The sequence below is a fragment of the Sphingomonas guangdongensis genome (genome assembly GCF_900199185.1).
In the GTDB taxonomy this organism is placed as follows: Bacteria; Pseudomonadota; Alphaproteobacteria; order Sphingomonadales; family Sphingomonadaceae; genus Sphingomonas; species Sphingomonas guangdongensis.
Map to the genome: position 1 here is coordinate 765,685 of NZ_OBMI01000001.1, position 13,978 is coordinate 779,662.

The following is a 13,978-nucleotide window of genomic DNA, read 5'->3' on the forward strand; positions in this document are numbered from 1 at the left end:
ACACAACAGTGACCATCATGAACCTCGAGAAATTCACTGATCGCGCCAAGGGCTTCCTCCAGTCGGCGCAGACCGTCGCCATCCGGATGAACCACCAGCAGATCGCGCCCGAGCATCTGCTGAAGGCGCTGCTGGAGGACGAGCAGGGCATGGCCGCGGGCCTGATCGCCGCCGCTGGCGCTGACGCGAAGCGGGCGGCGAGCGAGACGGACCTCGCGCTCAGCAAGGTACCAGCGGTGTCCGGATCGGGCGCGCAGTCGGCGCCGGGTCTTAACAACGACAGCGTGCGCGTACTCGATCAGGCCGAACAGGTCGCGCAGAAGGCGGGCGACAGCTTCGTCACCGTCGAGCGGCTGCTGCTGGCACTCGCGCTCAGCCTCAACACCGCGGCCGGCAAGGCGCTCAAGACCGCCAACGTCACGCCGGAGGCGCTCAACACCGCGATCAACGCGATGCGCGGCGGGCGCACCGCCGATACCGCCGGTGCGGAGGACCGCTACGATGCGCTCAAGAAGTTCGCGCGCGACCTGACGCAGGCGGCGCGGGACGGCAAGCTCGATCCCGTGATCGGCCGCGACGAGGAGATCCGCCGCACCGTCCAGATCCTCGCGCGTCGCACCAAGAACAACCCCGTGCTGATCGGCGAGCCGGGCGTCGGCAAGACGGCGATCGCGGAAGGCCTCGCGCTCCGCATCGCCAATGGCGACGTGCCGGACACGCTGAAAGACCGCAAGCTGATGGCGCTCGACATGGGCTCCCTCATCGCGGGTGCCAAATACCGCGGCGAGTTCGAGGAGCGGCTGAAGGGCGTACTCGACGAGGTGAAGGCGGGCGAGGGCGACATCATCCTGTTCATCGACGAAATGCACACGCTGGTCGGTGCCGGCAAGACCGATGGCGCCATGGATGCGTCCAACCTGCTGAAGCCCGCGCTCGCCCGCGGCGAGCTCCACTGTATCGGCGCGACCACGCTCGACGAGTATCGCAAGTACGTCGAGAAGGACCCCGCGCTCCAGCGGCGGTTCCAGCCGGTCTACGCCGACGAGCCGACGGTCGAGGACACGATCTCGATCCTGCGCGGTCTGAAGGAGAAGTATGAGCTCCACCACGGCGTCCGCATCACCGATGGCGCGATCGTGGCGGCGGCAACGCTGTCGAACCGCTACATCACCGACCGCTTCCTGCCCGACAAGGCGATCGACCTGATGGACGAAGCCGCGAGCCGCATCCGCATGGAGGTGGAGTCGAAGCCGGAGGAGATCGAGACGCTCGATCGCCGCATCATCCAACTCAAGATCGAGCGCGAGGCGCTGCGTCGCGAGAGCGACGCGGCGTCGCGTGACCGGCTGGAGACGCTGGAGGGTGAGCTCGCCAACCTGGAGCAGCAGTCCGCCGAGCTTACGACGCGCTGGCAGGGCGAGAAGGACAAGATCGCCGGCGAGGCGCGGATCAAGGAGCAGCTGGAGGCGGCGAAGCTCGAGCTGGAGCAGGCGCAGCGTTCGGGCGACCTCGCCAAGATGTCGGAGCTCTCCTACGGCACCCTTCCCGCTTTGCAGAAGCAGCTCGACGAGGCGCAGGCGCAGACCGGTGCGGCGATGCTGCGCGAGGAAGTTACCGCCGACGACATCGCCGGCGTGGTCGGCCGCTGGACCGGCATTCCGGTGGAGCGGATGCTGACCGGCGAGCGCGAGAAGCTGCTCCGCATGGAGGAGGTGATCGGCCGGCGAGTGATCGGCCAGAGCGACGCGGTGCGCGCCGTGTCCACCGCCGTCCGCCGCTCACGTGCAGGCTTGCAGGACCCGAACCGGCCGCTCGGCTCGTTCCTGTTCCTCGGTCCGACCGGCGTCGGCAAGACCGAGCTGACCAAGGCGCTCGCCGAGTTCCTGTTCGACGATCCGTCTGCGATGGTCCGCATCGACATGAGCGAATTCATGGAGAAGCACGCGGTCGCCCGCCTGATCGGCGCCCCTCCGGGCTATGTCGGGTACGAGGAGGGCGGCGTGCTGACGGAGGCGGTGCGGCGACGGCCTTACCAGGTCGTGCTGTTCGACGAGGTGGAGAAGGCGCACGGCGACGTGTTCAACGTGCTGCTCCAGGTGCTGGACGACGGGCGACTGACCGATGGTCAGGGACGCACGGTCGATTTCTCCAACACGCTGATCATCCTGACGTCGAACCTCGGCAGCCAGTATCTGGCGACGCTGGACGATGGTCAGGATGTCGCAACCGTTGAGCCCCAGGTGATGGAGATCGTACGCGCACACTTCCGCCCGGAGTTCCTCAACCGGCTGGACGAGATCATCCTGTTCCACCGCCTGGCGGCCGAGCACATGGCGCCGATCGTCGACATTCAGGTCGGCCGACTCGGCAAGCTGCTCGCCGATCGCAAGATCACGGTGGAGCTGACCGACGCCGCCAAGGCGTGGCTGGGTCGGGTTGGGTACGACCCGGTGTACGGTGCGCGGCCGCTGAAGCGTGCCGTACAGCGCTACCTGCAGGATCCGCTCGCCGATCTGATCCTGGGCGGCGAGGTCCGCGACGGCGCGACCGTCCGGGTGGACGAGGGCGACGGCAGGCTGAACCTGACGGTAGCCTAGGCCGACAGCTCCTTGAGCGGCACGCTCGCGTCGGCGAGCCGCTCGGGCGCGATCCGCGCGCGGTCGACCACCAGCTTGCGGCCCTGGACATAGTCCCTGATCGCGTTGACGCAGTCGAGCGCGATCACCGCGCCGCCGCGCAGGTACACGACCGAGAAGCTGCGGCTCGCCGGATCGCCGCGGGTGACCGCCGCGTGGTGGCCGGTAGAGAGGCCGACGGTCTGGAGCTTCAGGTCGTACTGGTTGGACCAGAACCACGGCACCGCCGCGTAGCGCGCGTCGTCGCCGGCGATCAGCTTCGCCACCACCGCGGCCTGATCGTTGGCGTTCTGGACCGACTCGACGCGGACCGCCGGCCCCTCGGCGAAATCGTTGTGGTGGAGCGCGCAGTCGCCGATCGCGAATACGTTGGGCAGGCTGGTAAGGCAGCGCGCATCCACCGCCACGCCGTCGTCGCCTGCTGCGCCGGCCGCGGACAGCGGCTGGACCGCCGGCACGATGCCGATCCCGACGATGACCATGTCGGCCGGCAGCAGCGCACCGTCCGCCAGCCGGACGCCGGTCACACGCCGCTCGCCCTCAAGGCACCCCACGCTCTGGCCGAGCCGCACGTCGACACCGCGGGCGCGGTGCTCGTCCGCGAAGAAGCGCGAAAGCGCCTCGCCGGCCACCCGCGCGAGCACGCGCGGCTGCGCCTCGACGAGCGTCACCGCCTTGCCGAACTTGCGCAGCGTCGCTGCCGCCTCCAGCCCGATGTAGCCGCCGCCGATCACCACCGCGCGGGCGACGTCCGGCAGCTCGGCGATCATCCGGTCGGCGTCCGCGAGCGTCCGGATCGTGTGGACGCCGGCGAGCGCATCGCCGTCGCAGGTCAGCCGGCGCGCCGCGCCGCCGGCTGCCCAGATCAGCTGCCCGTAGCCGATCGCGCTGCCGTCGGCGGTCGTCACGGTGTGCGCTACCGGATCGACCGCAATTACGCGGTGGCCGAGCAGCATCGTGACGTCGCGCTCCGTCCAGAAGGCGGCCGGGCGGATGAGCAGTCGGTCGCGCGACTTCTCGCCGGCGGCGTACTCCTTTGACAGCGGCGGTCGTTCGTACGGCAGCACCGGCTCGTCGCCGACGATCGCGATCGTGCCGGCGAACTTCTCCTGGCGGAGCGCGATTGCCGCCTGCGCGCCACCGTGCCCGCCCCCGACGATCAGGACATCAAACCTCATGGTACCCGTCCGTGCCGCGCCGCCGCGGGCGCGGCAAGCGGCTATTCGGCGGGCGCGGCCTGGGCGGCGAAGTCGCAATCGGCCGGGCGGCGACGCGGTAAGTGCCCGAGGGCGGCCAGCGCCGCCAGCCCGCCGCCCGCCAGGATCAGATCGAGCGTGAGGACCGCCTGCTCGGCCGGCTGGAACCAGGCGAAGTGGGCGGCCCCGGTCAGCGCCACCGCGACGAACGTCGCCGCGCGCATCGGCCCCGGCTGAACCGCCGCCGGCCGCAGCACTGCCGCAACGATCGCGACCAGCAGCCCGCCCCAGAAGCCGGCGACGAGCGGCGCGTCCGGACCGGCGCCCGCGCGCAGCCAGGCGGTCGCGACCAGCGCGAGCGGCGTGCCCCAGATTACCGCGGTCCAGCTCGCCTCCAGCCGCGCGCTGCCGCGCCCGCGCCGCCGCCGCTTGCCGAGCCACAAGGTGGTGCCGGTCGAGGTGATGACGCACAGCGCGAGGCCGAGCAGCGTGTACGCGATTTCCACAGGCAGCCCGGCGTAGTTGCCGAAATGAAGGTTGTAGGTGGAGGCGGCGAGCTGGCGCCCGAGCTCCCCGTCAGACAGCCCGACCTTGCCCGTCATCCGCCCGGCCGCGTCGAAGGTGTAGGTCTCGCCGTAGATCAGGCGGCGAGGATGCTCGGCGATCACCTGCACATGCTGGCCGCGCGTGCCCGGATCGTGGACGATGACATAGGTCGGCGTGACGCCCGGCACCTGCCGCCCGAGCGTGGTCAGCGCGGCGGCGATATTGGGGAGCGGCGCGCGCGTCGCGTCGTGGGCGGGCTCGTCGCCGAAGATCGGCGCATAGGCCTGCTCCAGGTCGCCGCCGTGATAGGCGCCCGCCAGCACGCTGAACCCGGCGCTGCCCAGCCCGATGAACGCCCCCGTCAGCGTGATCGCGAGCGCGAAGGGGAGCGTCCACACGCCCAGCCGGTTGTGCCAGTCGGCGCGCGCGATCTGCGAATCATGACGGGTGCGCAGGCGGAACGCGTCGCGGATGATGCGCGGGTGCGCGATCACGCCGGTCAGCAGCAGCGCGGCGAGCACCACGCCGAGCGCCCCGACCACCGCCATGCCCCACAGCACGGGCAGGTGGAGGTATTCGTGCAGGCCGATCACCATCTCCGTCCAGCTGTGCGCCTCGCGGTCGACGATGCGGCCGTCCGCGCCCACGTACCAGGCGGAATGGTCGCTGGTGATGACCGCGCGGGGCAGCGCCTCGTCCGGCATCCGGACGTAAAGGTGGGTGGTCGCAGGCTTGCCGCGATCGGCGGCGAGGCCGGCGGCGAGCGCGGTCTGGACGGCGGCGGGAGCGAGCGTCTGGTACTCGGCGACGTCCGGCTGTTCCCAGCGCTGCCAGCGGTCGTGGATCACCACGATCGCGCCAGTCAGCGCGATGATGTAGAGCAGCGCGCTCGCGAGCAGGCCAAGCGCGGCGTGACCACCGAGCGCGCGCTGAACCAGCGTGGTGGCGGGGGCAGTGCTCACGACAGGCTCCATAGCAAGGTACCGGCAAGCGCCGCCAGCACGGGCGGCGCCACCATCGCGGCGGGGCCGCTCCGCGTCATCTGCCACGTCATCAGCACGCCCCAGAGCAGCGGCTGGCCGAGCAGCATCAGCACGGTCGCATCCGTCGCATTCCAGCCGCTGGACCGCGCGAGCGCCTGGAGCGCGAAGGCGAGCCACTGGGTCGCGGCAAAGGCCACGGGGACGACCAGGGCGAACACCGCGGCGCGGCGGCCGAACTCGGCACCACCGTGCGGTAGCGTGACCGAGGGCGGGGTCCGCGGCGCCCGGCGCGCGCGCGCGGGCTCTCGCCACCCGGCGTAGAGGACTATTGCAAGCGCCGCCATCATCGCCAGCGTCGTGCCGACCGCGACGCCCCAGGCGCCATCGCTCAACGCGAGCAGCAGCAGCGCCGCCGCGATCCCGCCCCAGCCTGCCCAGGCCGCCGCGGGCCGCCCGGCCCAGCCGTACCGGACCAGCGCCACCGCGGCGACGATCAGCAGGAGCGCGACCGCGACCACGTCAGTACCGCACGCTCAGCGTGCCGAGCACGGTCCGCGGCGCGCCATAGTAGCTCTGGTCGTAGCTGAGGCCGGTCAGGTACTTCGCGTTGGTGACGTTGCGCAGGTTGGCGCTCAGCTGCACCCTGTCGGTCACGCGGAAGCTCGCGAGCAGATCAAGGAGCGCGAAGTCGTCCTGCTGGATGCGGGCGGCGACCCCGGCCGAGGTGGTCGCGTCGAAGTAGATGCGGCTCTGGTACTGGAGCGCGGCGCCGAGCTTCAGCCGGTCGAGTGCGGGCGGCGAATAGCTGACGTTCAACCGCCCGGTGTTGCGCGGCACGAAGGTGCGGACCGGATCGCCGTCCTCACCATCCACGCGCATCAGGGTGTAGCCGCCGGTGAGCTGGAGCCCCGGCGCGAGTTGCCCGCCGACGTCGAGCTCAATTCCCTCGCTCTTCGCATCGACGCCGTTGTAGAAGCTGATCCCGTTGGCGAAACCGGCATAGGCGGCGGTGTTGTTCTGGCGCGTGCGGAACACCGCGGCGCTGGCGTTCAGCCGACCGCCGAACCACGCGCCCTTGATCCCCGCCTCCAGGTTGTTGCCGGTGATAGGCGACAGCACCTCGTTGGCGGCGTTCACCTCCGTCTGCGGGTTGAAGATGGTGGCGTAGCTTGCGTAGGCGCTGAGGTTCGCGGTCAGGTCCGCCACCGCGCCCACGAACGGCAGAAAGCGGGTGCTGTCGAAGTTGACTGGCACGCCGTAGGAAACGCCCTCGCTCTTCGAGTGGGTGACGTTGCCGCCGACCATCAGCTTGAGCGGCTCGGCAAGGTTGAAGCGGAGCAGCCCGTAGGCGGTCTCACGCCGCGTGTGACGGTCGAGCGCCGGATCCTCGCTGAACGCCGGAAAGTTCGGGCGCACCGCGCGGCCGGCGAGCAGATCCTCCAGCCGCACCGGCGTGCCGATCGCACCGTAGGCGGCGTACTGCTGATACTCCTGCGCGCTGCGATTGACCCCGACCATCAGCTCGTGGGTGCGCCCGAACAGCGCGAACGGGCCGGTCAGATACGCCTCGACGGTCAGGTTGCGGGTCGGGGCGGCGAACTTTCCCGGATAGTCGATCAGGCCGTTGCCGGTCGTCCGATCGGGGTTCTGGTAGACGTAGAACAGCTCGTTGTTCTCGTCCGTCGCGCGGCGGATTGCACTGACGCGCGCGACCCAGCCGTTGCTGAACTTGTGGGTGAGATCGCCGAAGATTTGGCGGTCGATCACGCCCCAGCTCGACCACTCGGGCGCGGTGCTCGCCGAGCGATCGTACGCAATGCGGGTGCCGTCGGCGTAGAGCAGCGGCAGCGCGCCCCATAAGGCACCGCGGCTGCGATGATCCTGATGGCCGTAGCCGCCGGAGAGCACCGTTTCCGGGCCGAGGTCGGCCTCGACGATGCCGTAGCCGGTCCAGCGGCGTAGCGCGCCGCGATCGAGGTGACTATCCGTGTCGAAGTAGACTCCGACGGCTCGCGCGCGGATGCTGCCGTCGCTGGTCAGCGGTACGCTGACGTCGGCGTCAAGGCGCAGGCTCTCGAACGACCCGTACTGCGCGTTGGCCGATGCGCGGAACTCGCGGGTCGGGCGCTTGCGGATGAAGTTGATCACCGCGGACGGGTTGCCGGTCGAGGACAACAGCCCCGGCGCCCCGCGCACGACCTCGATATGGTCGTAGATCGCGGTGTCGATCGATCCGGTCTGAATCCCGAACGCGAACGGCACGCCGATGCCGTCAATCTGGAAGGTCTGGATGTCGAAGCCGCGCGCGGAATAATAGACGCGGTCGGTGTCCGAGAAGATCACGTTGACGCCCGGCACGCTGGTCAGCAGCTGGTTGACGTCGTTGAGCTGGAAGTCGTCGATCTGGGCGCGCGTCACGACGCTGACCGACTGAGGCGTTTCGCGTAGCGAGAGCGCCAGCCGGGTCGCGGTGGTCTGACCGTCAATCGTGTAGTCCTCGTCGCCGTCGGTCTGCGCACCGGTGACGATGATGTCTTGCGCCTGCGGATCGACCGGAGCGACGGTGGCGGTGGTCACGGGTACGTCGGCCGGCTTCTCGTCCGGCAGCGTCGCCGCCGTGAGTGCAGCAGCCGCCGTCATGATCATCAGCATGGGTGAAGGGGGTCCTGTGTCGTGACAACCCTAGCCCTAGGGTGAGTCACCCGCTATTGCAAGTCATTCTTACTAGCGGCGTAGCCATACTTTGATCCGCTGCGCCTCAGGGCCGAAGTGGCGGCGAGGCGGTAGGCGGCTAGATAGCGGTGGTAGGTCGCTTGGCGCGCCGGGAAGCGTGCTGCCTCGGCCCGGTAGCGCGCGGCGTTCGCCAGCACCGCGACGTCCGCTCGGCAGCTTGCGAGCCGCTCGGCCGCGACATTGCCCAGGTCGACGGCCGCGCGGCCGGTGCGTGTCCGGTTGACGCTGGCATGGCGCGGCGGCCGCTGGTTTGCGGCGCGCACGTCGATGCGCGCTATGGTCGCCTCTGCTAGGGAATCCATCCTCCTGCTTGCCTTGTCGGCCGCGCCCGCGCAGGCCCGCGACCGGCTGGCGGCGATTGACCTGCCGGCGGGTAGCGGGGGCGAAACGATCCGCGTGCTCGGGCGACAGGTCCGCGTCTCCATCGGCTTTCGAGACGCAAGGCTGACCCGCCTGCCCCTTCGCGCGGTCAGGGGCTCGTTGACTCCGATCGCCGCGCTAGACCGACTGCTGAGCGGCACCGCCATGCGCGCGCGCCGCGTCGCCCGTCTACCTTCGTGATCGAGAGCGCCTCCCGGCGCGCCCAAATCGCCGCAACGCCGACCGCTCGTTCCCCGCTCTCCGCTCCGCCCGCGGGCGATGAGGAAGCAGCCGCCGCCGACATCGTCGTGACGGCGTCCAAGCGAGGCGTGCCGCTCGACCTCTACGCCGGCGGCGCGCAGGTGATCGAGGGCGACCGCCTGTCGCTGGCGGAGGGCGCACGCGGCACCAACCTGATCGAATTGCGCGTCGCCCGGCAGATGCGGGATCCGGGCTTGCGCTCCCCGCTCCCCGGCGTCCACAACCGGGTGGAGGAGCGAACGCGATATGGCGAGTACGCGCTGGTGCCGCGCAGCTTGCAGCTTGGGTTCGACCTCGCATTCTGAGCGCAGCGCTGGTCCGCGCGCCCTTGCGGTCCTATGTGAGGCGCAGCAACCAGTCACAGGACCCAGACCGATGCTCGACACGCCCCAGACGCAGGTGCCGCTGCTCGACATGAGCCGCCAGGCCGACGATCCCGACGGGTTCGCCGCCGCGCTCGGCCAGTCGTTCGAGCGGTTCGGCTTCGCGATGGTCTCCAACCACGGCGTGCCGGACGCGCTGGTCGCACGCGCCTGGGCAATGACCAAGGCATTCTTCGACCTGCCAGAGGACGAGAAGCGCGGCTATTTTCTGGAAGGCGGCGGCGGCGCGCGCGGCTACACGCCGTTCAAGACGGAGATCGCCAAGGGCGCGACCCACGTCGACCTGAAGGAGTTCTGGCATGTCGGGCGCGAGCTGCCGGCCGGCCACCGCTTCGAGCAGGCGATGGCGCCCAACGTCTGGCCCGAGCACCCGGAGGGATTCCGCCAGACGTTCATCGAGCTGTTCGCCGCGCTCGATACAGCGGGTTCTCGGCTGCTGTCGGGCATCGCCCGCCACCTCGGCCTCGCGCCCGACTGGTTCGAGCACGCGGTGGAGGACGGCAATTCCGTGCTGCGCCTGCTCCACTACCCGCCCGTCCCGGCCGACGCGCCGGAAGTGCGCGCCGGTGCGCATGAGGACATCAATCTCATCACGCTGCTGCTCGGCGCCGAGGAGGCGGGGCTGGAGCTACTGGAAAAGGATGGCCGCTGGCTGCCGGTCAAGCCGCCGGAAGGCGCGATGGTCGTCAACGTCGGCGACATGCTCCAGCGGCTGACCAACCACGTTCTGCCGTCGACCACGCACCGCGTGGTCAATCCGGCGCCGGAGCGGCGCGGCTTCTCGCGCTACTCGATGCCCTACTTTCTCCACCCCGCGCCCGATTTCCTGATCGAGACGCTGCCCGGCACGATCAGCGCGGCGAACCCGAACCGCTACGAGACGCCGATCACCGCCCACGACTACCTCCGCGAACGGCTGGTCGAGATCGGGCTGATCAAAAAATAGGCCACCACGCTGCGGGCGTTGGCTTGCCGGCTAGCCAGATCGGGTCAACATATCGGGCGATTTCTCGAGTACGAACTCTCGACTCCGCTCGATCTCTACTCGAAACGAACGTGAACTTGCGTGACTTGGGGGATTGCATGACCGAACCGCTGCGCATCGCGCTTGCCGGGCTGGGAACGGTCGGAGCCGGCGTGATCCGGCTGCTCGATGCCAATGCCGAACTGATCGCCAGGCGGGCCGGGCGGCCGATAGAGGTGGTGGCGGTGTCCGCGCGGGACCGGGCCAAGGACCGCGGCGTCGATCTCATCCCGTTCGACTGGGTGGACGACACCTCGGCACTGGCGACGCACGAGCGCGCGGACGTCGTCGTCGAGCTGATCGGCGGGTCGGACGGCCCCGCGCTGACCTTGGCGCGCCGGACGCTCGGCGCGGGCAAGTCGTTCGTTACCGCGAACAAGGCGATGCTGGCGCATCACGGACTGGAGCTCGCCGAGGCGGCCGAGGGAGCGTCCGTCGCGCTCAAGTTCGAGGCGGCGGTCGCGGGCGGCATTCCCGTCATCAAGGGCCTGCGCGAGGGCGCGGCCGCGAACGCGATCGAGCGGGTCTACGGCATCCTCAACGGCACCTGCAATTTCATCCTGTCCAAGATGGAGAGCGAGGGCCGCGACTTCGCCGAGGTGCTGGCCGAGGCACAGGCGCTCGGCTTTGCGGAGGCCGACCCGAGCTTCGACATCGACGGCGTCGACGCCGCGCACAAGCTGTCGATCCTGGCGAGCATCGCGTTCGGCACCCAGCCGGCGTTTGGCGACGTGGCGGTGACCGGGATCCGCCACATCCTGGCCGCCGACATCGCGGAGGCGGCCGCGCTTGGCTACCGCGTGCGTCTGGTCGGGGTCGCGGAGGCGGGGCCGGCCGGGCTGTTCCAACGCGTCCACCCGCACCTCGTCCCCGTCGATCACCCGCTCGCCACCACCACCGGCTCGCTGAACGCAGTCGTCGCCGACGGCAACTTCGTCGGGCGGCTGTTCTTTCAGGGGCGCGGAGCCGGTGACGGGCCAACTGCATCGGCGGTCGTGGCCGACCTGATCGACATCGCACGCGGCGAGTTCGGCCCGCCCTATGCGATGCCCGCCGCGTCGCTCACCGCCTTGCCGCCCGCTCCTGCGGGCGAGCGCCGAGGCCGCGCCTACCTCCGCTTCGCCGTCGTCGACCGCGTCGGCGTTCTGGCGGAGATCGCCGCCGCGATGCGCGATGCGGGCGTGTCCATCGAGAGCCTGATCCAGCGCGGCGCGGGCGCGGACGGCACCGTGCTGGTCGCGATCGTCACCCACGACGGACCGGAACGCTGCATCGCCCAGGCGCTGGAGAAGCTGCGCGGTTCGCAGAGCCTGGCGGGCGAGCCGATGTGGATGCACCTGCTGGGGTAAGATCAGGTCCTGAACGCAGGCTCGTAGGCGAACAATCCCGGCAGACCGCCGGTCATGACGAAGAGAAGCTTGTGACCGCCGCTCCACCTGCCGGCCCGCACGTCACCGAGAAGGCCGGCCATCGCCTTGCCGCCATAGACCGGATCGAGGAGCAGCCCCTCCGTCCGGGCGACCAGCCGCACCGTGTCGATCGTCGCCTTCGTCGGGATGCCGTACCCCTCGCCGAGCGCGTCTCCGCCGACGACGACGTCGTCATCCGTCACGCGGTGATCCGCACCGAATAGGTCGAGCACCTCACGCGACAACGTTCGCGTGTCCGCTCGTGCCTCCGCGAGCGGGGCAAGCACCGTGTAGGAGCAAACGCGACACGGATCGTCGTCGCTTGCGACCATACCGGCCAGCAGTCCGGCATGCGTGCCTGAACTGCCGTTGGGCACGACGATCTGGTCGAAGCGGAGACCCAGCTCGACCTCCTGCCTGGTGATCTCGACCGCGCAGTTGGCGTAGCCGAGGCACCCGGTCGGCGAGGACCCGCCAGCACCGACCACATAGGCTTGTCGACCCTGTGCCTGAAGCGCCTGGACCCGCTGCTTGGCGACAGACAGCGCATCGCCGGTCGCGGGCAGGCGATGCACCGTAGCGCCCAACAAGTCGTCGAGGAGCACGTTGCCGTTTCGGCGATACGCCTCATCGTCGCGTGGCACCCGATCCGTCAGCACGAGTTCGCAGGCGAGCCCCGCCCGCACTGCTGCGGCCGCGCTCAGGCGTGCATGGTTGGACTGGCGCGCGCCGGTCGTAATGAACGTGTCGCAGCCCGCCGCCAGCGCTGCGCCGAGGAGGTACTCCAGCTTGCGCAGCTTGTTGCCACCCCCGCCCAACCCCGTCAGGTCGTCGCGTTTGACGAAGATCGCCGGGACTCCCCGCCCGCCGAGTGCCTGCTCGAGCCGGGTCAGGCGCTGGATCGGCGTTACGCCTTCGAGCAGCGTCCTTCGGGGAAAGCGGACAAAAGGATCGGGCATGACGGCTCCGCAGACCGAGCTTCTCGAGCCCCGCTCCATCCTCAATAGCCGCGGCTACGCGGAAGTCACGGCGCCAGCTTGCGGGTCTTCACCTGTGTGCCGCCCGCGCCCGTCGTCATCGTGACACCGGCGAAACCGCAGTCAGCAAAGAACGGGCCGACCCGACCGCAGCCCGCGAGCTTCGGCTGGAGCAGCGCATCGCGTTCGCGCGGCACGTTGTCGCGCGTGTCGGGCAGGACGAACGTGATGCGGTAGCGCTTGTCCGCATCGCGACGGGCGCAGACGGTGATGTCGTCGGCCGCCTCGCTCGTGCGGCACGGCACCTCCGCCCGCGTCAGCGCCTTAGCCTGCGTGACCAGGTCTTGCGGCGCCAGGCCGAGCAGGAGGAGCGCGATCATCACCGTTTCACCATGATCCGGCGCGCCGGCGCCCGCAAGCCTCGACAAGCGCCCGGACGCTCCGTAGGGGCATCAACAAAGCACAGCCCCCCGGAGAACAGCATGACCGACGTCGCCAGCACCGTCCTCGACCGGGTGCTCGTTCTCGAGATGGTGCGCGTGACGGAGGCGGCGGCGATCGCGGCGGCGCGGCTGGTCGGCCGTGGCGACGAGAAGGAAGCGGACGCCGCCGCGGTGGAGGCGATGCGCGCCGCACTCAACACCCTCTACATGGACGGCACGGTCGTGATCGGCGAGGGCGAGCGTGACGAGGCGCCGATGCTGTTCATCGGCGAGAAGGTCGGCGCGGCGATCGGCAAGGGGCCGAAGATCGACATCGCGCTCGATCCGCTGGAGGGGACGACCATCACCGCCAAGGCCGGGCCGAACGCGCTCGCCGTGCTGGCGATCGCAGAGGAGGGCCAGCTGCTCAACGCGCCGGACGTGTACATGGAGAAACTGGCGGTCGGCCCCGGCTATCCGCCGGACGTGATCGACCTGGCGAAATCGCCGAGCGAGAACATCCGCGCGGTGGCGGCGGCGAAGGGCGTGGAGCCGCACGAGATCACCGTCTGCGTGCTCGACCGTCCCCGCCACGAGGCGCTGGTGGCGGAGCTGCGCGCGCTCGGCTGCGGGGTGATGCTGATCGGCGACGGCGACGTCGCGGGCGTGATCGCCACCACCGATCCGGACACAACCGTTGATGTCTACATGGGATCGGGCGGCGCGCCGGAGGGCGTGCTCGCCTGCGCGGCGCTCCGCTGCATCGGCGGGCAGTTCAAGGGGCGGTTGTTGTTCCGCAACGATGCGGAACGCGAGCGGGCGGCGCGCTGGGGCGTGACCGACCTCGACAAGATCTACGACCTGACCGAGCTCGCCAAGGGCGACTGCATCTTCGCCGCGACCGGCGTGACCGACGGCTCGCTGCTCGCCGGCGTCAAGCGCAAGGGTGCCAAGATGACGACGGAGAGCGTGGTGATGCGCGCGTCCTCCGGCACCGTCCGCTGGGTCAAGGGCGAGCACCGCGTGGGCTGAGCGCCGGCCGAATTAC

At 69.9% G+C, this 13,978-nt stretch carries 13 protein-coding genes; 6 read left to right on the forward strand and 7 right to left on the reverse strand.

Annotation, left to right across the window (positions count from 1 at the left end):
• Positions 1–17: 17 nt before the first annotated feature.
• On the forward strand, positions 18–2,597 hold the full coding sequence (clpB, locus tag CRO12_RS03570) for an ATP-dependent chaperone ClpB (RefSeq protein ID WP_097063326.1): 2,580 nt from the start codon (positions 18–20) through the stop codon (positions 2,595–2,597).
• On the opposite strand, the gene CRO12_RS03575 is transcribed toward clpB, so the two are convergent.
• The 5 genes from CRO12_RS03575 to CRO12_RS03595 are packed head-to-tail and all read right to left on the reverse strand — an operon-like array spanning position 2,594 to position 8,396.
• Complete coding sequence (locus tag CRO12_RS03575; RefSeq protein ID WP_097062603.1) at positions 2,594–3,814, reverse strand: NAD(P)/FAD-dependent oxidoreductase; 1,221 nt, start codon at positions 3,812–3,814, stop codon at positions 2,594–2,596. The genes clpB and CRO12_RS03575 overlap by 4 nt on opposite strands.
• Before the next feature lie 41 nt (positions 3,815–3,855).
• A complete protein-coding gene (locus CRO12_RS03580) occupies positions 3,856–5,340 on the reverse strand; it encodes a PepSY-associated TM helix domain-containing protein (RefSeq protein WP_245858176.1) in 1,485 nt (494 codons plus the stop codon).
• On the reverse strand, positions 5,337–5,879 hold the full coding sequence (locus tag CRO12_RS03585) for a hypothetical protein (RefSeq protein WP_097062605.1): 543 nt from the start codon (positions 5,877–5,879) through the stop codon (positions 5,337–5,339). The genes CRO12_RS03580 and CRO12_RS03585 overlap by 4 nt, the downstream gene beginning before the upstream one ends.
• A 1-nt stretch (position 5,880) precedes the next feature.
• The gene (locus tag CRO12_RS03590; RefSeq protein ID WP_097062606.1) at positions 5,881–8,013 is read right to left on the reverse strand and encodes a TonB-dependent siderophore receptor; all 2,133 of its coding nucleotides are present in this window, start codon (positions 8,011–8,013) and stop codon (positions 5,881–5,883) included.
• Positions 8,014–8,066: 53 nt separating this feature from the next.
• Positions 8,067–8,396: a hypothetical protein gene (locus CRO12_RS03595; RefSeq protein ID WP_144033514.1), complete on the reverse strand. Its 330-nt coding sequence runs from the start codon at positions 8,394–8,396 to the stop codon at positions 8,067–8,069.
• A 13-nt stretch (positions 8,397–8,409) separates the two neighbouring features.
• Here CRO12_RS03595 and CRO12_RS03600 point away from each other — a divergent pair, with 13 nt between their 5' ends.
• The 4 genes from CRO12_RS03600 (at position 8,410) to CRO12_RS03615 (ending at position 11,471) form a co-directional block, all read left to right on the forward strand.
• Positions 8,410–8,655 (forward strand): hypothetical protein, encoded by a 246-nt coding sequence (locus CRO12_RS03600; protein WP_144033515.1) that lies wholly within the window; start codon positions 8,410–8,412, stop codon positions 8,653–8,655.
• The gene (locus CRO12_RS03605) at positions 8,652–9,020 is read left to right on the forward strand and encodes a hypothetical protein (RefSeq protein WP_097062609.1); all 369 of its coding nucleotides are present in this window, start codon (positions 8,652–8,654) and stop codon (positions 9,018–9,020) included. Before CRO12_RS03600 ends, CRO12_RS03605 begins: the two co-directional genes overlap by 4 nt.
• Before the next feature lie 70 nt (positions 9,021–9,090).
• Positions 9,091–10,044, forward strand: a complete 954-nt coding sequence (locus tag CRO12_RS03610) for an isopenicillin N synthase family dioxygenase (RefSeq protein ID WP_097062610.1) — start codon at positions 9,091–9,093, stop codon at positions 10,042–10,044.
• A gap of 137 nt (positions 10,045–10,181) precedes the next feature.
• A complete protein-coding gene (locus CRO12_RS03615) occupies positions 10,182–11,471 on the forward strand; it encodes a homoserine dehydrogenase (RefSeq protein WP_097062611.1) in 1,290 nt (429 codons plus the stop codon).
• Between the two features lie 2 nt (positions 11,472–11,473).
• On the opposite strand, the gene CRO12_RS03620 is transcribed toward CRO12_RS03615, so the two are convergent.
• Together CRO12_RS03620 and CRO12_RS03625 are read right to left on the reverse strand one after the other, a co-directional pair.
• The gene (locus tag CRO12_RS03620; RefSeq protein ID WP_097062612.1) at positions 11,474–12,490 is read right to left on the reverse strand and encodes a D-cysteine desulfhydrase family protein; all 1,017 of its coding nucleotides are present in this window, start codon (positions 12,488–12,490) and stop codon (positions 11,474–11,476) included.
• A gap of 65 nt (positions 12,491–12,555) precedes the next feature.
• Positions 12,556–12,888: a hypothetical protein gene (locus tag CRO12_RS03625; protein ID WP_144033516.1), complete on the reverse strand. Its 333-nt coding sequence runs from the start codon at positions 12,886–12,888 to the stop codon at positions 12,556–12,558.
• 102 nt (positions 12,889–12,990) lie between these two features.
• Here CRO12_RS03625 and glpX point away from each other — a divergent pair, with 102 nt between their 5' ends.
• Complete coding sequence (gene glpX / locus CRO12_RS03630; protein WP_097062614.1) at positions 12,991–13,962, forward strand: class II fructose-bisphosphatase; 972 nt, start codon at positions 12,991–12,993, stop codon at positions 13,960–13,962.
• Positions 13,963–13,978: the final 16 nt, after the last annotated feature.

Excerpts from the sequence above, each read along its gene's own strand:
- clpB (WP_097063326.1), top strand. The coding sequence starts at position 18 with ATGAACCTCGAGAAATTCACTGATCGCGCCAAGGGCTTCCTCCAGTCG.
- CRO12_RS03575 (WP_097062603.1), bottom strand. The coding sequence starts at position 3,814 with ATGAGGTTTGATGTCCTGATCGTCGGGGGCGGGCACGGTGGCGCGCAG.
- CRO12_RS03590 (WP_097062606.1), bottom strand. The coding sequence starts at position 8,013 with ATGCTGATGATCATGACGGCGGCTGCTGCACTCACGGCGGCGACGCTG.
- CRO12_RS03595 (WP_144033514.1), bottom strand. The coding sequence starts at position 8,396 with ATGGATTCCCTAGCAGAGGCGACCATAGCGCGCATCGACGTGCGCGCC.
- CRO12_RS03610 (WP_097062610.1), top strand. The coding sequence starts at position 9,091 with ATGCTCGACACGCCCCAGACGCAGGTGCCGCTGCTCGACATGAGCCGC.
- CRO12_RS03615 (WP_097062611.1), top strand. The coding sequence starts at position 10,182 with ATGACCGAACCGCTGCGCATCGCGCTTGCCGGGCTGGGAACGGTCGGA.
- CRO12_RS03620 (WP_097062612.1), bottom strand. The coding sequence starts at position 12,490 with ATGCCCGATCCTTTTGTCCGCTTTCCCCGAAGGACGCTGCTCGAAGGC.
- CRO12_RS03625 (WP_144033516.1), bottom strand. The coding sequence starts at position 12,888 with ATGATCGCGCTCCTCCTGCTCGGCCTGGCGCCGCAAGACCTGGTCACG.
- glpX (WP_097062614.1), top strand. The coding sequence starts at position 12,991 with ATGACCGACGTCGCCAGCACCGTCCTCGACCGGGTGCTCGTTCTCGAG.